Source organism: Methylobacter tundripaludum, from assembly GCF_002934365.1.
In the GTDB taxonomy this organism is placed as follows: domain Bacteria; phylum Pseudomonadota; class Gammaproteobacteria; order Methylococcales; family Methylomonadaceae; genus Methylobacter_A; species Methylobacter_A tundripaludum_A.
Genome location: NZ_PTIY01000013.1, coordinates 95,125 through 112,432, shown reverse-complemented (window position 1 = coordinate 112,432; position 17,308 = coordinate 95,125). Strand labels below are relative to the sequence as shown.

Annotated in this window: 17 protein-coding genes and 1 pseudogene; 5 read left to right on the top strand and 13 right to left on the bottom strand. The window is 51.8% G+C overall.

The window, feature by feature from the left end:
- Positions 1–783 precede the first annotated feature (783 nt).
- The 5 genes from B0F88_RS15310 to B0F88_RS15290 all read left to right on the top strand — a co-directional run bounded on the left by B0F88_RS15310 (position 784) and on the right by B0F88_RS15290 (position 5,800).
- On the top strand, positions 784–1,500 hold the full coding sequence (locus tag B0F88_RS15310) for a YebC/PmpR family DNA-binding transcriptional regulator (RefSeq protein ID WP_104424799.1): 717 nt from the start codon (positions 784–786) through the stop codon (positions 1,498–1,500).
- Between the two features lie 21 nt (positions 1,501–1,521).
- Positions 1,522–2,112, top strand: a complete 591-nt coding sequence (locus B0F88_RS15305; protein ID WP_104424798.1) for an LOG family protein — start codon at positions 1,522–1,524, stop codon at positions 2,110–2,112.
- Positions 2,113–2,204: 92 nt separating this feature from the next.
- Complete coding sequence (locus B0F88_RS15300; RefSeq protein ID WP_181049922.1) at positions 2,205–2,681, top strand: putative lipoprotein; 477 nt, start codon at positions 2,205–2,207, stop codon at positions 2,679–2,681.
- A gap of 32 nt (positions 2,682–2,713) precedes the next feature.
- Complete coding sequence (locus B0F88_RS15295; protein WP_146083363.1) at positions 2,714–4,672, top strand: hypothetical protein; 1,959 nt, start codon at positions 2,714–2,716, stop codon at positions 4,670–4,672.
- 48 nt (positions 4,673–4,720) lie between these two features.
- A complete protein-coding gene (locus B0F88_RS15290) occupies positions 4,721–5,800 on the top strand; it encodes an AI-2E family transporter (protein WP_104424795.1) in 1,080 nt (359 codons plus the stop codon).
- A gap of 152 nt (positions 5,801–5,952) precedes the next feature.
- On the opposite strand, the gene B0F88_RS15285 is transcribed toward B0F88_RS15290, so the two are convergent.
- From B0F88_RS15285 to B0F88_RS15225, 13 genes and pseudogenes are all read right to left on the bottom strand, one after another.
- On the bottom strand, positions 5,953–6,732 hold the full coding sequence (locus B0F88_RS15285; RefSeq protein WP_104424794.1) for a hypothetical protein: 780 nt from the start codon (positions 6,730–6,732) through the stop codon (positions 5,953–5,955).
- Between the two features lie 172 nt (positions 6,733–6,904).
- Positions 6,905–8,041 (bottom strand): heme d1 biosynthesis radical SAM protein NirJ, encoded by a 1,137-nt coding sequence (gene nirJ / locus B0F88_RS15280; protein ID WP_104424793.1) that lies wholly within the window; start codon positions 8,039–8,041, stop codon positions 6,905–6,907.
- Between the two features lie 461 nt (positions 8,042–8,502).
- Positions 8,503–8,985, bottom strand: a complete 483-nt coding sequence (ahbB, locus tag B0F88_RS15275; protein ID WP_181049921.1) for a siroheme decarboxylase subunit beta — start codon at positions 8,983–8,985, stop codon at positions 8,503–8,505.
- Between the two features lie 2 nt (positions 8,986–8,987).
- Complete coding sequence (locus B0F88_RS15270; RefSeq protein WP_104424792.1) at positions 8,988–9,431, bottom strand: Lrp/AsnC family transcriptional regulator; 444 nt, start codon at positions 9,429–9,431, stop codon at positions 8,988–8,990.
- On the bottom strand, positions 9,424–9,921 hold the full coding sequence (gene ahbB, locus B0F88_RS15265; RefSeq protein WP_104424791.1) for a siroheme decarboxylase subunit beta: 498 nt from the start codon (positions 9,919–9,921) through the stop codon (positions 9,424–9,426). Before ahbB (B0F88_RS15265) ends, B0F88_RS15270 begins: the two co-directional genes overlap by 8 nt.
- Positions 9,914–10,372, bottom strand: a complete 459-nt coding sequence (locus B0F88_RS15260; RefSeq protein ID WP_104424790.1) for an Lrp/AsnC family transcriptional regulator — start codon at positions 10,370–10,372, stop codon at positions 9,914–9,916. The genes ahbB (B0F88_RS15265) and B0F88_RS15260 overlap by 8 nt, the downstream gene beginning before the upstream one ends.
- Before the next feature lie 4 nt (positions 10,373–10,376).
- The gene (locus B0F88_RS15255; protein WP_104424789.1) at positions 10,377–11,540 is read right to left on the bottom strand and encodes a cytochrome D1 domain-containing protein; all 1,164 of its coding nucleotides are present in this window, start codon (positions 11,538–11,540) and stop codon (positions 10,377–10,379) included.
- Positions 11,541–11,748: 208 nt separating this feature from the next.
- Entirely contained in the window at positions 11,749–12,048 is a 300-nt protein-coding gene (locus B0F88_RS15250) for a c-type cytochrome (RefSeq protein WP_104424809.1), read from the bottom strand.
- Between the two features lie 26 nt (positions 12,049–12,074).
- The gene (locus B0F88_RS15245; RefSeq protein WP_104424788.1) at positions 12,075–12,386 is read right to left on the bottom strand and encodes a c-type cytochrome; all 312 of its coding nucleotides are present in this window, start codon (positions 12,384–12,386) and stop codon (positions 12,075–12,077) included.
- A complete protein-coding gene (locus tag B0F88_RS15240; protein ID WP_258076691.1) occupies positions 12,386–13,963 on the bottom strand; it encodes a nitrite reductase in 1,578 nt (525 codons plus the stop codon). The genes B0F88_RS15245 and B0F88_RS15240 overlap by 1 nt, the downstream gene beginning before the upstream one ends.
- Before the next feature lie 274 nt (positions 13,964–14,237).
- A pseudogene (locus tag B0F88_RS20005) lies at positions 14,238–14,397 on the bottom strand (IS200/IS605 family transposase); the annotation flags it as partial.
- 175 nt (positions 14,398–14,572) lie between these two features.
- Positions 14,573–15,550: an oxygen-dependent tRNA uridine(34) hydroxylase TrhO gene (gene trhO / locus B0F88_RS15230; RefSeq protein WP_104424787.1), complete on the bottom strand. Its 978-nt coding sequence runs from the start codon at positions 15,548–15,550 to the stop codon at positions 14,573–14,575.
- A gap of 47 nt (positions 15,551–15,597) precedes the next feature.
- Complete coding sequence (locus B0F88_RS15225) at positions 15,598–17,205, bottom strand: NAD(P)/FAD-dependent oxidoreductase (protein WP_104424786.1); 1,608 nt, start codon at positions 17,203–17,205, stop codon at positions 15,598–15,600.
- Positions 17,206–17,308: the final 103 nt, after the last annotated feature.

Here is a 17,308-nt window from a genome sequence, read left to right as displayed (position 1 = left end):
ATAATAAGCCAGCTTTCCGACTACGACCGGGCTTGTCCAACAACCGGTTCAGATTGTGGCTCGCTATCGCTCACACAATCTAACCTTATTCGTTAGGCAGCGGTCAATATGTTCGCACCAGAAGATAGCCAGCCAGCGGAATAAACGCGAAAAGCACAACGATACCGAGACAGCCTGAACCGGAGCCGACATTGCCACGGGAAAACTGAGGCGGCCTGGATTGAAGCCACTTAGCATGGCACGCTGGGCAGAAAAATTTGGTTTTGTTGTTACGCCATGCCTCGATTGTACGTTCGGTATGACGTGAAACTACACCGCAACGTGCGCACTTAAAGCTTTTCTCCTTGGGCTGACGCTTTGGTAGAAGCCTGCTCACAAAGGATAGGACAATGACGCCTGCAATAATAATTCCGAAGATAGCTTCCGATGACATTTGGCTCCCCATGCCTAACAAGTGATTATATAGTTTCCGTATATCATCCCTGATTGCCGCGTTCTAGGCAATAAACTCTGGAGTTTTTGCAAAATCCTGACTGTATATCTTTCCGTATCGGCAGATTGTAGCTTCTTTTATTACGTGACAGACGGTTTCCGGCCATTCAACGCTCGCGTTAATATCGATCAACAAAAGTAATCAGATCAGGCAATCAGGACAAGCCGGACTTATGCATTATGACCGCGAATTTCTGACGTGCTCGGCCTTGTTCGCCAATTCATAAGTTTCCTAATGCAAATACTTACCTGTAAAATCCACTGTTTTATTATCATTGGAGCAACAGCAAAATGGGTAGAGCCTATCAAAACCGAAAAGTGTCCATGGCTAAGACGGCAGAAGCCAAGACCAAGGTCTACAGCAAATACGGTCGTGCAATTTATGTGAGCGCCAAGTCGGGGGGCGTTGACCCGTCAGCAAACTTGACCTTGCGCGGCTTGATTGAACGCGCCAAGAAAGACCAGGTTCCTACCCATGTTATTGAAAAAGCCATCGACAAGGCTAAAGGCGCCGGCGGTGAAGATTTCGCGGTTGCCCGCTATGAAGGCTATGGCCCCGGCGGCTGCATGGTGATAGTCGAATGTCTGACCGACAATCCTAACCGTACTTACGGCGATGTGCGCCAGTGTTTTGTCAAAACAAAATCCAAAATCGGCACGCCCGGCACGGTCAGCCACATGTTCGACCATGCCGCTATCCTGGCATTTAAACATGACGATGAGGATGCGGTTCTTGAAGCCTTACTCTCGGCAGATGTCGATGTCAGCGATATTGAAAGCGAGGAGGGAAAAATCACCGTATTCACGCCCCAGGCCGATTACTTCAAAGCCAAGCAAGCCTTAACGGATTTGTTAGGCGAAATTGATTTTGAAGTGGACGAGATTCAATTTCTGCCCAAAGGCGGCAGCCCGATCAGCGGCGATGATGTCGCGCAGTTTGAAAGGTTTTTAGACTTGTGCAACGATTTGGACGACGTGCAGAATGTTTATCATGATGCGGAGTATTAACAGCCGTACCGTAAAGCAAACATGACGCCCATTAACAGCATCTGTATCTATTGCGGTTCCAGTCCGGGGCGGCTCGACGCCTACGCCTCGGCCGCTGTTGCGCTGGCCGAGTCGCTGGTCAGCCGAAACATCAGGCTGGTATACGGCGGCGCGAGTATCGGCATCATGGGCAGGGTGGCGGATCAGGTATTGACGCTCGGCGGCCAAGTTGTCGGCGTGATACCGAAAGCCTTGGCGCATAAAGAAGTCGCGCACCATCATCTGACCGAGCTGCATGTGACCCAATCGATGCATGAGCGGAAGATGCTGATGGCCGAGCTTGCGGACGGCTTTATCGCACTTCCCGGCGGCATAGGAACGCTTGAGGAATTATTCGAGATTTGGACTTGGGCGCAACTGGGGTTTCACCATAAACCTTGCGGCCTGCTCAATGTGGAAGGTTATTATGATGCGTTGATCGAGTTTTTAGATCACGTAAAGGCAGAGCAATTTGTTAAAGAACATCACCATGCGATGTTGATGGTGGAGACCCATCCTGATGCGTTGCTGGAGCGCTTTGTCAATTACCGGCCGCCTGCCGTGAAACATTGGCTTGGCAAAGACGAGACCTGATCGGTTAAACTGATTCCAGCCGGGGAAATAAGCCCCCAACTATGGTCGGGTGCTTGGCGCTCTCAATACGACTTAATTTAAAGGAGATAATTATGCATTCCATTTCAGGGCGGTTTAATCATAAATGCTGCCGCTTTGTGATTTTGATCCTACCACTGATAATCACCGGCTGTTCTTTCTCGGACAGTTCCAGGAGTAGTTCCAATAGCTCCGAGAGTATTTCCGACAGCTCAGGGAGTTTATCCGATTCATCAGGCTCTAGTTCCAGCAGCAAGTCGAACAGGGAAAAGAAATACGAAGGCGAAGTGTCGGATTACACGATGGCTTATGTGAAATCTTCCCATGCGGATGCCGATTACGCCGGCTTTCTTAAGGGCTTAAGCGATATTGCCGCGAAGATCGGTATCGTTAACTGGGATGAGGAGCCAAAAACCTACAGGGGGATCGGCAAAGGCTTGAAGAAAGCAGGGGTTGAGGGTGCCGCTTACGAAACCTATAAAAAGAATTTTGCAGGCTCCGATCAGCAGCACATGCAAAGTATTCAAAAAGGTTACGAGTCCGAGAAATAAACTATTCGTCTTCAAGGTCGGCGATCCGGGACGTGATGCGCTCGAAATTACAGGCCATCGGCGTTCTGGCGGCCTTGGCTTTACCGCCATCCGCCGGTACGGCCGCCGGCTTTAATTACCTGTATATAGAAGCCGGCGAAGGCAATTCGAGCGGGGGGCATACCGCGATTCAATTCGATGATGAAATTTACCATTATCAACATGTCGATTCCGGCCTGATCCGCCTGTTCAGGCAAGAAAAAACCGAATTTCATTTTTTATACCGCTACTTGCAGAATCGGCCTATGCATCTAAGCCGCGTCGAGGTTGGCGAAGACACTTTCGATCTGCTTAAAAACCAATTCAAATGGCGGTTTTTGACGCAGGAACGGCAGTTCAAACTGCTCGACGATCTGCATAAAGAGCGGATGTTTATCCGGCATTTGTTGCAGAAATCAACCGGCGGCCACGCTATTGCCTCCTCCGATGCGGCTCCGGTTTTGCGGTTAAAAGGCGTCGGGCTTTTTTATCCTGAACCGGGCCGGCAGCCTCAATACACGGACAGCAACCTAACAAAACAACAATCGCTAAGCGTTCAAAGTTTGCGCCGGAAAGTGGAGCAGCGCTATGGCCCGGACTTTTTGCAGCGCCGCCGTGAAATGATCGAAGCGCAAATCAAAACATTAGCGCCCAGCCAGTGGCCTGCGATAAATTCGGATTTGGTCGCTGAGGAATTTCCTTCCTCAATCTATACCTTCACGGAAAGATATTCGGACTATCTGACCGCATTATTTGCGATCAAGGCCCTAATGGATGCGCCGCCGTTGCAATCAGATGTTCTGTTGCTGACGAGTCAGCCTGTCTTCAAAATTTCCGAAGCGGAAAGACGGGCATTGGCTGAGTTGCAGGGTGATTTCGAAACCGGCCTGATCAAAGCGCTCGATTCAAACCGCCCGGACTGGGGCTATGCCGTTTTAGTCGATATGGCCCGCTATATCGCTATCGACGCGTCATTGCAGTCCGGGTATTGGGTTTTTATCGACGATTTTGCCGACAACAGCGAATCGGTCGGGCCGGATCAGTACCTTGAACACAGCGCCCAAATACGGATGCTGGTTAGCGACGCCAGGGCGACTCTGGAACGTAACCGCCTATCGGCAATATCCCGCCAACAGTTGGGCGAGGCGGAATACAGTCAAATCGAAATGGCGGGCAACCGTTATATCGAACTGCTGAACAGCGAACAGCGTCATGATTTCCGTTATAACGGTCAAAAAGCCTTGCCGTCAAAGAGCGTCGGTTTGCCGAACGGCCCGGTTCCGAATCTTAGCCCGGAACAATTAACAACGGCGCTGTCCGCATTGGATAACCTTGAAAACAGCCTGTCTGAAACGCTGAATCAAAGCTATCGCTATGATCTGTTTAGCCGCAATTGCGTGACCGAACTGTTCGGAACCATCAAACAGGCTTTGATAAAGCCCTACCGTTCCGGCGATAAAGTTGCGGACCCGGAAGCTTTAACGGTAAAGGAATCCGAACAGCGTTTGGGCGGATATATCGAGACAGCCTATAACTTCGTCCCGTTTGTCGCTTACCAATCGGTTCTGGATCGTTACCATGTGACGCAGAGCCGTGATCTGGATTCTTACCGCGGCCTCGAATTGGCAAAACTCTCAGCCCGGCAAAACAGCCTGATAACGGGACTGAGGGAATCGAATATCATCAGCAGCCGTTTATACAAGTACAATCCCGACGACGCGTTATTTGTATTTTTTACCGACGACAATGTGCTGTTGAGGCCGTTGTTCGGTGTTGCCAACATCGGAGCAGGAATAGGCCAAAGCGTTTACGGCTTTTTCAGCTGGCCGCTGGATTCGGGGAAAAATTTGCAGTCGGGCGCAACCGGCATTCTAATGAGTCTGCCCGAATTGTTTTTTTTCAATATGCGCAAGGGCAGTTACCGGTATTTATCCCTGAATCAATTGACCCATGCGGACTTGCCGGATCATTGATATGATCTTTTACGTTTTTAATTTAAACTGCGACAGAGGAGTACGGGCATGAACGATAGATTTTTTGAAAGAGCGGGCGGTCTTGCGATCGTCGCCGTGCTGGTCATTGCCTGTCTGAAGATCATCGCGCCTTTTTTGGGACCGATGCTTTGGGGAGCCATCATCGCAATATCGACCTGGCCCCTGTTTGACCGGCTGCAACAGCGGTTGGGGGGGCGACAGGGCTTTGCCGCCTTTATCCTGACGACAGGGCTGATCCTGGTTTTTGTCGTTCCCATATTCCTGCTGGTTTACTCCTTGACCGAGCATGTCGCTTCAGTGAGCGGGCTGATCAAGGATCTGACAACGATGACATTGCCGCCGGCTCCGGTTTGGCTGGTTGATGCGCCGCTGATCGGCCCGAGAATCGACGCATTCTGGCAGCAGGCCAGCACCGACATGCCGGCCCTTCTGGAGACCGCGAGGCCCGCCCTCAAGGACGGGATGACTTGGCTGCTGAAACAAAGCGGAAATTTGACGCTGTCGCTTTTTGAATTTCTTCTGGCAATCGTGCTGGCCGGATTTCTGTGCGCTAACGGCGCCGGGGCCAAGGAATTGCTGAAGCGTTTAATTTGCCGGGTCGCAGGAGAAACCGGCCTTGAACTGATTGCTATTGCGGGGCAAACCGTCCGGGCGGTATCCGTAGGCGTGGTAGGTACGGCGCTGATGCAGGCTTTATTGAGCGTGTTCGGCTTCGCTATTGCCGGCATCCCGGGTGCGGGCTTGTTAGGCTTATTCTGTTTTATTCTGGCTATGTTGCAGCTCGGCACGTCCTTGGTCTGGATTCCTGCAGCCGTCTGGCTGTCCTATCAGGGCGAAACGGGGTGGGCGGTTTTTACCGTCGGCTGGAGTATCTTTATTAATATAGCGGACAATTTTGTGAAGCCCTACCTGATCAGTCACGGTAGCGGCCTGCCTATTCCGCTTATCTTTCTTGGCGTATTGGGCGGCTTGCTGGCATGGGGTTTTGTCGGCATATTTGTCGGCGCTACCCTGTTGGTCGTCTGTTTTACATTGCTGAAAAGCTGGTTGGATCTGGAACAAGCTATTGATCCCGTCGATACCGGGGATTCTAAGGAACATGCATAAATTAATTTAAGCAATCACCATGAAGCGCATGAAGACTTAAACCCTTCATGCGCTTCATGGTTTAAAAATAAAATTTGCTCAAGTTATTTCATGCACGATCCTAAGCATTAGGCTTGGCCTTAGAAAATTTCGTAGGGTACGCTGTGCGTACCTTATCGAAGGCTCAGCCTCATCGGCTTGGCCTGACTATTTGCGCCAAAAACCGACTTTCCGGCCTTGGCTGAGATGCGCTGGTATTTGGCGTAAGCGAGGCCGGCGGAACTGCGCAATTCCGCTTCACTCGCCTGGGTTGCAAAACCTCGGGCAATCGCTTCCAGCACATAGGCTTCCGGCGCCATGAAGCTGAAAGTGGTTACTACCGGCTTTGAACCTGCGGCAAGCAAATGCCCCGAGAAAAACTCATCGCTCAGGCAGGCCAGGACAACTGCCGGTTTATCGTGTTCGGCATGTTTGGGGAAGCGCTTTATGATGGGCTGGTTTTGTTCGTCCATCAAGCCGTCATGGCCGATGAACACGACCATTTCACGCTGCGCCGCATCGGGCGGCGTAGCGGCTTGCTGCATAAAATCAAGCATCGCCTGGTCAATCCGGCTGCCGCGATATGCGTCGGCGGTAACGGTGAGCCGGTCCTTCCAGGAAAATTGGCAGCGCTCCAGGATAGTCTCGTTAATATCTTTTTCGCAGCCCAAGTTTTTCCAGCCGTCCGCCTTGCTCAAAAAGGTTTTCACGCCATAAGCCGCGCCCCAATAGAGGTTGTTGTGCGGGTCATCGCCATTGCCGATTTTCGCAGGAACAGGCACGATGCCTTGCGATACATTGTCGACCAGGGAAACAATCACGGAAATATGCGTGTTAGGTACGGCTGCTGCATAAGCCGGCAACGCCGCAAAAAACAGCAGGCTGAATAAACAAATCGAGCGTAGGGTAATCATGTGGACGAACCCTCCAGAAGGAAAACCAAGTTTCATTTAAGGACCGTAATATGGGCTCTTCTGATAATTTAAAGCCGGAAAAAGAGGAGTCCGGCAGGAATCATAGCGCAGTGGGTTTAGACATGGCAAAAAATGTTTTTCATTGCTGTCGCCTGGGCCGGGTTCATAAAGTCTACGCTATTTCACTATCCGCCAGATAGCAGCCCGGATCTTCAGCCCAGAAATTTCCTGTTGTTTGCGCGGCCCTAACGCGGGTGTTACCGTTGCAGATAGATTGATAATGGCATCTTGCACAACGCCCTTCCAGCGGCCTTGGGTTTTGCTTGAGCCCCGCCATTAAAGGATCGCTGGTATCCATCCATATTTCCGAAAAGGGCCGCTCTTTTACATTGCCCAGCTCATAATGCCACCAGAAGGTGTCGGGATGGACGTTGCCCAGATTGTCGATATTGGCGACATTGACGCCCGAGGCATTGCCGCCCCATTGTTCCAGCTTGGCTTTGATGTGATCGGCTTGATCGGGAAAATGACGCGCTACCCAGTGTAAAAAATAAACCGCATCGGCGTCGTTATTGCCGGTCACGAATTCCCGGTCTTTACCTTCCTTGAGCCATTGGTAACTGGTTTCAAACAGCAAATCCATCGCGGTCCGGGTCATCGCAAAATGGGCGTCGTCCTTGCGGTTCTTATTGCCGCGGCCGCCGTAATTCAGATGCGACAAATAGAATTTGTCGATATTGTGTTCATCCATTAGCTGCAACAGGGCAGGGAAATCCTGGGCGTTATCCTGCGTCAACGTAAAGCGCAGGCCGACTTTGATGCCTTTTTCCAGGCACAGGCGGATGCCGTGCAGGGCTTGGTCGAATGAGCCTTGTACCCGGCGGAACCGGTCGTGGGTATCCTTGATGCCGTCCAGGCTGACGCCGATATATTGGTAATTAATCGCGGCGATTTCATCGATATTAGCCGCGGATATTTTGGTGCCGTTGGTCGATAACGCGACATAAAAGCCCATGCCTTTCGCGCGCCGGGAAATGTTAAAGATGTCGGGATGCAGCAATGGTTCGCCGCCGGACAAGATCAACACCGGCACTTTAAAGGCTTTCAGGTCGTCCATGACCGTATAGATTTCCGGCGTGCTCAATTCGTTCGGGAAATCGATGTCGGTGGACGTCGTATAGCAATGCTTGCAGGTGAGGTTGCAGCGGCGGATTAAATTCCAGATAACCACCGGAGCCGCCGGTTTGCGCGCCGGTTTTAACGGTGTCGGGTCTATCAGTTCGCGCATGTAGTGGCTTAGTCTAAACATAATCAATAACTACTCAAAAGTTAGAAAAATAGAACACGGATACCAAAAGTAGGCGCCTCTAGGCGACACGGCTTTAACGGATAAACACTGATAAACCGTGAATAAAAAATCCGTTTAAATCCGTCTAATCAGTGCTATCCGTGTTCTATTATGCACTCGTTCGAAAACCGGTTTCGCTCGTTCCCAAGCTTCAGCTTGGGAATGCAGTCTTGGAAGCTCCAGCTTCCCGAGTCGCGAAGCTGGAGCTTCGCTAACTGGGTTCACCACGAACGGTTTAACTTAAAGCGGGGCGGGGTTTGCAACCCCGCCCCTGACGTTTCCGCGAAGCCTAAAGCAAAGTGGGTATGCTTAATCAGCGCAAAACGTTTCGGACGGGGCAACATGCCCCGTCCGGCTTGCTAGGATTTTCTGCTGCTCGGCGACTGCTCCATGCGTCGCCTAAAGCGCCTACTTTTGGTGCTCTACCTCCTTGCAGTCGTCCGAAAACCGGTTTTTTTCAGGATTTTTGTGCTATATAAAACATCAGAACCCAGATTATAGTCGCCGAGCAGATCGGAAATTTGCTGAATCTGTTGATCGACGGCTTCCTGAGTTTTTCCATGCACCATCGCAAACAGGTTGTATAGCCATTCGGGCGGATGCCGGGGGCGATGGTAGCAATGGCTGACAAATTCCAGTTGGCCGACTTTTTGCCCCATTTCATCGATGAACTCATCCGGGATATTCCAGACGGTCATGCCGTTAAAGCGATAGCCCAATTTATAGTGGTTGGGCACTGCGCCGATACGGCGGATGATGCCGCTGTTTTGCATGGTTGACAGTCTCATCATAACATCATCCGCGGTCAGGCCGAGTTGCTCTGCAATAGCCTGGTAGGGCTGAGGCGTTAACGGCAAACCGGCTTGGGTCGCCTGGATGATTTTGCGGTCCGTTTCATCGAGCATGCTTAGGCTTCCAGCTTCAGGTTGACAAAATATTCTTTGTTTTTCGGCATGTTGTAGACGGTCAGTCCCGTTTGTTGTTCTATTGCACTGACGGTTTGCCGGATTTGTTCGGGCGTTTCCGTGGCGATCACAAACCACATATTCAGCTCATGGCTGCGTGCGTAATTATGGGCGACTTCAGGAAAGCTGTTGATGATTTCGGTGATTTCATCGAAGCGCTGTTGCGGGGCTTTAACGGCCGCCAGGGTCAAGGCTCCGCCCATTTGTTCGGCGTTATACAAGGGGCCGAAGCGGGTCAGGACGCCGTTATCCAACAGCGCTTTCAGCCTAGCTATCAGCTCCTGTTCGGTCAGTCCCAATTGCACGGCGACTTGTCGGTAAGGCGCGTCGCAGATCGGAAAGCCGTTTTGCAGGGCGTTGATAATTTTTTTGTCTATTTCATCCATCAGCTAAAGCCGGGGTAGGATTTTTATAAATGGCGCCGCGTTGCTTGAAACAGCGCTTGCTGAACAGGATTTCCTTGTCGAAACCGCTTAAGCCGCAAGCGTCAACGAGTTGTTCCAGTTGCTTTAACACGGTGGCCTTGTCTTTGCCGTGGATCATGCAATACAGGTTATACGGCCATTCAGGCTGCCGGGGGCGCTGGTAACAGAGCGTCACGAACGAAAACCGGCTGATATGGCCGCCCAGTTGCTTGATTAGATGATCCGGTACGTTCCAGACGATCATCGCATTGGCGCGGTAGCCCAGTTGCCGGTGTTTGACGATGACGCCCATGCGTTTGATCAGGCCTTGTTGTTTAAGCCGGGTTAGGCGCTCGATCACTTCGGCTTCGGGCATGTCGCAAAGCTGTCCGATTTCGGCATAAGGTCTGGCGCAAATGGGCAGACCCAGCTGGATATGTTCGAGCAGTTGACGGTCACGAGAATCAATCATTATTCAAGTCCAGCTTAAAACCCAAATCAATGAAAAAATCGTCCAGCATCGGCAGCAGCATGGCCGGGTAGGATGTTTCCCGTTCTATCGAATCGATCACCGCGTGTAAGTGTTCGGTATCGGACGCGATGACCACGAACCAGAGATTAAACCGGTGTTCGCGTTCGTAATTATGATTGACTTCGGGATACGCGCTGATTATATCGGCGACAGTTTGCAAATGTTGTTCGGGTACCGACATGGCGACCAAGGCGCTGACACCGATATGATTGGGCGGAATAACCGGCCCGATGCGGCTTATCAGGTTGTTATCGTTCAGCTCGGTAAATGCCGATAAAACCTCGGCCTCGGTCACGCCCAGCGCATCGGCGATGTCCTGATAAGGCCTGGCCGACAGCGGGAAATCGTGCTGGTAGTCGTTGAGCAGCTGTTTGTGCAAGGTCGTCAGCATGGGTTTATAAACCGATTTTATGCGCGCGCGAGCTAAAGAAAATGCCGTTGGGTTTGTTGGCGGGTAGGCGGGTGATTTCCTGCAAGGTGTCCGTGTCGTAAACCACAAGCTGGTTGTCGTCTCTTAGCGCAACCCAGACTTGCTCGCCGCGCGGCGTGAATTCCATGTGCAGAACGCCTTTTCCGGGCGACAAGGTTTTGTGCAGGGACAGGTCTTTGACGTCGATAATCTGCACCTGATGATTGTCGGGGAAGGCGAAGTTAACCCAGACGTGCCGCGCATCGGGCCTTGCCATCACAAAGACCGGTTGCCCTGCGACCGCTATGGTGTCATGCAGTTCCCAGGTGTTCTTGTCGATGACCAGAACCTTGTGCTGGCCTATCGCGGGTGCAAACACGTAGTCGCCGGCTACCGCCCAGCCTTCAAGATGCGGCATTTTATAAACAGGCAGTTTTTCATCGTCTTTGCCGTAGTCGGGCAATATGTGTTTGACTCCAGCCTCGGTGTTCCATAAATCCAGCAATGCCAGTCCGGGTTCGCCAAACAAACCGGCGATATAGTAGTGTCCGTCCGGCGACATTAACGCGTCGTAAGGCTGTTTGCCGATGTTCGGGAATTTTTTAATGACCGGCGCTTTGGGATTTTTAAAGTCGGCCATCCATATTTCACCGGCATCGAACAGCGAAAATACAAAGCGCTGTCCTGGGGCGTCAACCAGGCCGACCACTTTGGAGCGCAGCCCCTCGCCGTAGTCGGAAGGAATGTCGGCAACCAGTTCCAGCGTTTCGGCTGAAAAAACCTTAACGCCGCCGGGTGTGTAGTTGGACACGGCGATTAATTTTCCGTCCTGGGAAATAGCACCGCCGATGCTGTTGCCGGCCTGGATGATGCGCTTGTCGATGGCATCCTTGAGCATATCGATTTTGGTCAAGCCCCCGTCGCGGCCGAAAACATAGGCGTAACGCTGGTCGCGGGAGAAAACCACGGAAGCGTGGGACAAATCGCCCAGTTTTTCGATCTTGGCTAAGCGTTTATGCTCGGTGGTGTTGATGATCAGCGCATTGCCGTCTTCCCGTTCGATCACGATGCCCAGGTCGCCGGTGGCGCGGGGTTCTGCGATGGCGTTGAGGGAGAATAGCAGGGCTATAAGAGGGAGTAGCTTAATCATAGGTATATGTGTTATTCCAGCGTAGGCCGGAATAAGACCACCCAAGCCTGCCCTGAGCTTGTCGAAGGGCGTAGCGCGAGGTGGCGTTTCCGGTGAATTCGTGTGGTGTTTGCTGTGTTTTTTATTCACCACGAAGATCACGAAGAAAAATAGACTTCGTGATCTTCGTGCCTTCGTGGTGAGAAAAATGCGTAATAAAAATCGATTTTTAATGCTCAGGCTTCCGCAAAACCCCAACCAGCCAAGCAGCCTCATCCCGATTCATAAACGGCTGCCAAGGCGGCATGGCGGTTCCTTCTCGACCGTTAAGAATGGTTGAAATTAAAAAATCATCGGGCTTCCCGGCCAATACTTCGGGCAACAGGGCAGGGCCAAGGCCGCCTTTTAATGTCAGTCCATGACACGCTCCGCAATCATGATTGAGCATGTTGCGCAGCGTGCTTTGCCTTTCCTGAGACGGCTCGCCGGCCAGGCCGGCTTTGGCTAAAACAGCTGTCATAACCAACATTAAAAGCGGCAGTTTTTTCATCGATGTTACGGTTTTAGCCTGCCATAGTACATCGCAACATTACTAATATCGTCATCGCTTAAGGAACCGGCGATAGCATTCATAATGTCGGACTTGCGGGTTTTATCCCGGTACTGTTTTAGCGCCGTTTTCAAGTAATCCGCATCGCGTCCGGCCAACGGCGGAAAAGGCGCGTCGGCTGAAGGCGTTCTAATGCCGTGACATTGCGAACAAACCGCCGCCGCTTTGGCCTCGCCCGCATAAATGCTGGCCGCATTGACGCTTTGGGCGGACATCAAGCCTAATATCAACGATCCTGTAAGAGTTGATAGTCTCATTATTTTGCTCCTTTCATCTCGTCAGGAGAAAGACCGCGAGTCATGTATCTGACGCGGCCGTGAGAAAAGATACCGGCCGGGCTTTCCATGGCTACGGAGGCGACTTTTTGCAATGAGGTGGAATCATAGACGACGACCTCATCTCCGCTGTAACCGGCGCTGACATACAGGAACTTGCCGTCGGCGCTGTATTCAGGGAAATAAGCATGTCCGCCTACATCCAGGGTTTTAACGACTTCCAGGGTAAGCTTGTCGATCAGCTGGATGGTGCGGGCGCGACGGTCTTTAGAGATGATGTCCACCGCGACATAAGGCGCATTGGCGTGAGCTGCTGGGGACTCGGTGCCGCCGGAAACAGGAACCTGCTTGACCACTTCCATTTTGTCCAAATCCCAGACGCTGACCACTTCTTTGTCGCAGTCGCCGAAGTTGGTGCCGAAACCGAGCGTGCGGCCGTCAACTTCAACCGCAGCCCCGCCACCAACGTGAGGCACGCAACCGGCTTCCAGTTTTTTGATGATTTTGCGGTCTTTTAGATCAATCGCGGTAACGATGCTGTCATCATAAGAAGCAACCATGAGTTTTTTACCGCCATGGGACAGGAAGGCGTCATGCAAATGGCGTCCGACGTTTTCTATTTTAGTGACCGGAAAGCCTTCTTTTAAGTCAACCACCCAAACTTGACCGGCGTTTTCCAGGGCGATGGCGAAAATATCGTCAAACGGCGTGCCGATGATCATGCCGGAATCGGAGGAGACCATTTTGCCATCCGGGTCGATGCCTTCCAGTTCGAAGGTTTTCAACGGTTCCAAGGTGTCGGCATTAAGGATAACGGCGTTGTGCGGTACATAAGAACCCGCCATGATGTATTTGCCGTCGCGGGAAACGCCCAGCCCTGGTCCGTTGAATCCGGTTTTAACGCTGCGCACCGCTTGCATCGAATATAAATCGACTTTAAAGATTTCCGCCGTATCGGTTTTTACATAAGCCCAACGCGGGTTGGCGGGGTTATAGTCGATAATGTGCGCGGCGGTGCCGGTGGCGACTTCGCCGATTTGTTTGTGGGTAACGCTGTTGATGAACACCGCCTTGGAGCCTGAGCCGCGCCCGTATTTGCCGCGAGCCGCCACGCCGATTACATCATCCATACTGTTGATTGCGTAGGTGGGCTTTGCGGGCAGGGTGCTTTCGTCCTTGACATACACTTTGATCGACGCCTTGATGTCGTCAAGGGTCCAGGCTGGGTTGGCCTGTTTTGGCGTGGTTTGCAGATGTTTGACCAAGCCGCGGATTTCGTCATCCGATAAACGACCGTAGAACGGAGGCATCAAGGTGTCGAAACTTCCGGTCATGATCAGACTGCGTAAAGCCGTAGGACTGCGGCCTTTCAAACTATCGGCATTCAAGCCGGGAGCAATAAACCCGCCATGGTCCGAGCCGTGACAACTGGCGCAATTATCTTCGTATAGCTGGTGCATGTTTTTGGATGTATCAGAGCTTGCCTGTACACCAAAAGGTAAAATAATAGCGGCTAAGCCGAGAAGGACTGACTTGGGTAGGCGTTTTTTTGTAGTCATTATGTTGGTCTCCAATGTAGTATTGAATCAATATTATCGTGTATGGTTGGAAAGCTCAAGCAATCATGCTTGTTTAATACGAGAAAAATTCATGGTTGCTGCAATTTGTTGTTTTGCATCATGTAATATCTGTAACGACATTTCCGGCGTTGACGGTTGGCGTTCCTGTTTTTGAAAGGCCGGCAGGGTAATGGCGGACCGGTTTTGCCAGGGGCTTTATTATTGTTAGCCCCTCAAAGGGGGATGTTCATGAGCCGCCTAAAGGCGATTATTTTTATTTCCACAAACTGAGTTGTGCTTTTCTTTTTCTAGCGCCCTATATACGCCCTAACAACATTTTTATCCAGTCCCGCCGCCGATACAAAACAACCTCGGGCCCGGAAATTTTCTCCGGTAAAGTTCTTAGTTTTCCCCATAAATTGCCTTGCTATGGAATTATAGTGCTGTTGAAGCGGACACGCCTTGATGAATTCAACTCAATTGGTAAAACTCTCCACGCGCTTCAGACTGTCCGCCGTGTCTATTTATCGAACTCTGAAAGGTACGCACAGCGTACCCCGCGAGACTGAGATTATTTGCTGATTGTGGGACTAAACAGCTAATCAAGTTTTAGTCTTCTGTCGCTCGTTGCCGCCGTTGCAGTTTGGCTACCCGTTTTTGCACCAGCGTCTTGGCGGCATCTGCGCCGATATGAGCTTCACCGCGCTTTTTGGCTAGTTCTATTTGTTTTTCGCGCTCTATGAAACGGGTTTTCCGTTCAGCGGTGATTTTATCGTAACAATGAGGACAGCTAACGCCTTGCTGATATTTGTCGCTGGCTTTATCGGCTTCGGTGATTGGCAGGCGGCAGGCGTTGCATTGGTCGTAAACGCCTTTTTCAAGCTGGAGATTAACCGTTACCCGCTCGTCGAAGACAAAGCATTCGCCTTCCCAAAGCGTTTCTTGTGCGGGGACTTCTTCCAGGTACTTTAATATCCCGCCTTTGAGATGATAAACCTCGGCAAAGCCCTGTTCTTTTAAGAAGGCCGTGGATTTTTCGCAGCGGATGCCGCCGGTGCAGAACATCGCGACTTTTTTGTGTTTTTCGGGGTCGAGGTTTTCTTTAACGTACCGGGGGAACTCCCGAAAGCTGGCCGTATTCGGGTTAATCGCGTTTTTGAAGGTGCCGACTTTAAATTCGTAGTCGTTGCGGGTGTCCACCAGTATGACCTCAGGATCGGAGATCAGTTTGTTCCAATCTTCAGGGCTGACATAAGTACCGACCACGCGCTTGGGGTCGATGCCTTCGACGCCCATCGTCACTATTTCTTTTTTGAGTTTGACTTTGGTTCGGTTGAACGGCGGTTTGTCGGTCAACGATTCCTTGTGGTCAATGTCCGTCAGGCGAGGGTCGCTACGCAGCCAATCCAGCACTGTGTCGATGGCTTGGCGTGACCCGGCTATCGTGCCGTTGATGCCCTCGCCGGCCAGCAACAAGGTGCCGCGAACCTGATTGGCTTCCATGACCTCATGCAGGGGTTGGCGCAAAGCCTGGTAATTTTCCAGGGTGACAAATTTGTACAGGGCACAAACGACTATGTGGGACATTATGATTCCTTGTTGCGGACCGGAACGTAAATCCGGTTATGTAGTGATTACGCGATTGATCGGATCATGTCCAGCGCCAATGCCTCGGCAACTTTGATGCCGTCGACAGCCGCAGAAAGAATCCCTCCGGCATAGCCCGCGCCTTCCCCGGCCGGATAGAGTCCTTTGGTATTCAGGCTTTGGAAATGGTCATTGCGTTTGATTCGGATAGGCGATGAGGTGCGGGTTTCGACCCCGGTCAATACAGCGTCATGCATCGCAAAGCCTTTTATTTTTTTATCGAAAGCCGGGATAGCTTCGCGTATCGCAGCTATCGCATAATCGGGCAAGGCCGAGCTGAGATCGCATAAGTGTACGCCCGGTGCATAGGAGGGCTGTACCGTACCCAGCTGTGTTGAGGGGCGTTTGGCGAGAAAGTCGCCAACCAGTTGCCCCGGCGCTTCGTAGGTTTCTCCGCCCAACTTGAACGCGCCAGCTTCCAGGCGGCGTTGGAAATCGATGCCCGCCAACGGATGACCGGGATAATCGTCAGCGGTGATGCCGACGACAATGCCGCTGTTGGCGTTACGCTCGTTGCGCGAGTATTGGCTCATGCCGTTGGTGACAACATGTCCCGCCTCTGAAGTTGCAGCCACGACAGTGCCGCCTGGGCACATGCAAAAGCTGTACACGGAGCGTCCGTTTTTACAGTGATGGACCAGTTTGTAATCGGCGGCGCCCAGCAACGGATGCCCGGCATTGCCGCCGAACCGGCAGCTGTCGATCAGGGATTGCGGATGTTCTATGCGAAAGCCGATAGAAAAAGGTTTGGCTTCAATGTAAACGCCTCGGTCATAGAGCATTTTGAAGGTGTCGCGAGCGCTATGCCCGACCGCCAGCAGCACATGATGGGTGTTAATGGTTTCGCCGCCGGCGAGCACCACGCCACGCACCTGTCCGTTATCGATAAGGATGTCGTCAACCCGGTTCTGGAAGCGGATTTCTCCGCCTAACGACTCGATGGTTTCTCGTATCTGTTCCACTACGCCTACCAGCCTGAATGTGCCGATATGAGGCTTGCTGACATGGAGGATTTCGGCCGGTGCGCCGGCTTTGACCAGTTCGGTCAGCACCTTGCGTCCGTAGTGATTCGGGTCCTTGATCTGGGTATGAAGCTTGCCGTCGGAAAAGGTTCCGGCGCCGCCTTCGCCGAACTGTACATTGGACTCGGGGTTGAACCGGCTTTTACGCCAAAGGCCGAACGTGTCTTTGGTGCGTTCCCGTACCTCTTTTCCCCGCTCCAGAATGATCGGTTTAAAACCCATTTGAGCCAGAATCAAGCCGGCAAACAGCCCGCACGGCCCTGTGCCGATGATCACGGGGCGTTGCGCCAGATTCTTTGGCGCTTGGGTTACAATACGGTAAGTGGTGTCCGGTGTTGCAGAAATGTGCGGGTCGTTTTGCAGGCGCTTAAGAATAGCCTGTTCGTTTTTGGTTTCTACATCAACGGTGTAAACAAGCAGGATCGCATTGCGCTTGCGGGCATCATAACCTTGGCGGAATATGGTGTAAGCGATCAGCTCTTCCGCGCTGAGGCCAAGCCGCTCAAGTATCGCTGTTTTGAGTTGGTCTTCAGGGTGATCGAGCGGGAGTTTAAGTTCAGTGATTCTCAACATGTAATGTATTTCCGATTGGTTCCTGACAGAACCGATTGTTTTGCCGGTGGCGTATGATGATGTTTTATTTTACCTTAACGCAGTTTTTCTTGTTAGCTGCACC

What these genes read in the sequence shown, in the direction of transcription:
- B0F88_RS15305 (WP_104424798.1), top strand. Translation starts at nt 1,522, where the DNA reads ATGACGCCCATTAACAGCATCTGTATCTATTGCGGTTCCAGTCCGGGG.
- B0F88_RS15255 (WP_104424789.1), bottom strand. Translation starts at nt 11,540, where the DNA reads ATGATTAAGCTACTCCCTCTTATAGCCCTGCTATTCTCCCTCAACGCC.
- B0F88_RS15240 (WP_258076691.1), bottom strand. Translation starts at nt 13,963, where the DNA reads ATGACTACAAAAAAACGCCTACCCAAGTCAGTCCTTCTCGGCTTAGCC.
- nirJ (WP_104424793.1), bottom strand. Translation starts at nt 8,041, where the DNA reads ATGTTTAGACTAAGCCACTACATGCGCGAACTGATAGACCCGACACCG.
- B0F88_RS15290 (WP_104424795.1), top strand. Translation starts at nt 4,721, where the DNA reads ATGAACGATAGATTTTTTGAAAGAGCGGGCGGTCTTGCGATCGTCGCC.
- ahbB (WP_104424791.1), bottom strand. Translation starts at nt 9,921, where the DNA reads ATGATTGATTCTCGTGACCGTCAACTGCTCGAACATATCCAGCTGGGT.
- B0F88_RS15270 (WP_104424792.1), bottom strand. Translation starts at nt 9,431, where the DNA reads ATGGATGAAATAGACAAAAAAATTATCAACGCCCTGCAAAACGGCTTT.
- ahbB (WP_181049921.1), bottom strand. Translation starts at nt 8,985, where the DNA reads ATGCTCGATGAAACGGACCGCAAAATCATCCAGGCGACCCAAGCCGGT.
- B0F88_RS15245 (WP_104424788.1), bottom strand. Translation starts at nt 12,386, where the DNA reads ATGAGACTATCAACTCTTACAGGATCGTTGATATTAGGCTTGATGTCC.
- B0F88_RS15285 (WP_104424794.1), bottom strand. Translation starts at nt 6,732, where the DNA reads ATGATTACCCTACGCTCGATTTGTTTATTCAGCCTGCTGTTTTTTGCG.
- B0F88_RS15310 (WP_104424799.1), top strand. Translation starts at nt 784, where the DNA reads ATGGGTAGAGCCTATCAAAACCGAAAAGTGTCCATGGCTAAGACGGCA.
- B0F88_RS15260 (WP_104424790.1), bottom strand. Translation starts at nt 10,372, where the DNA reads ATGCTGACGACCTTGCACAAACAGCTGCTCAACGACTACCAGCACGAT.
- B0F88_RS15225 (WP_104424786.1), bottom strand. Translation starts at nt 17,205, where the DNA reads ATGTTGAGAATCACTGAACTTAAACTCCCGCTCGATCACCCTGAAGAC.
- trhO (WP_104424787.1), bottom strand. Translation starts at nt 15,550, where the DNA reads ATGTCCCACATAGTCGTTTGTGCCCTGTACAAATTTGTCACCCTGGAA.
- B0F88_RS15300 (WP_181049922.1), top strand. Translation starts at nt 2,205, where the DNA reads ATGCATTCCATTTCAGGGCGGTTTAATCATAAATGCTGCCGCTTTGTG.
- B0F88_RS15250 (WP_104424809.1), bottom strand. Translation starts at nt 12,048, where the DNA reads ATGTTGGTTATGACAGCTGTTTTAGCCAAAGCCGGCCTGGCCGGCGAG.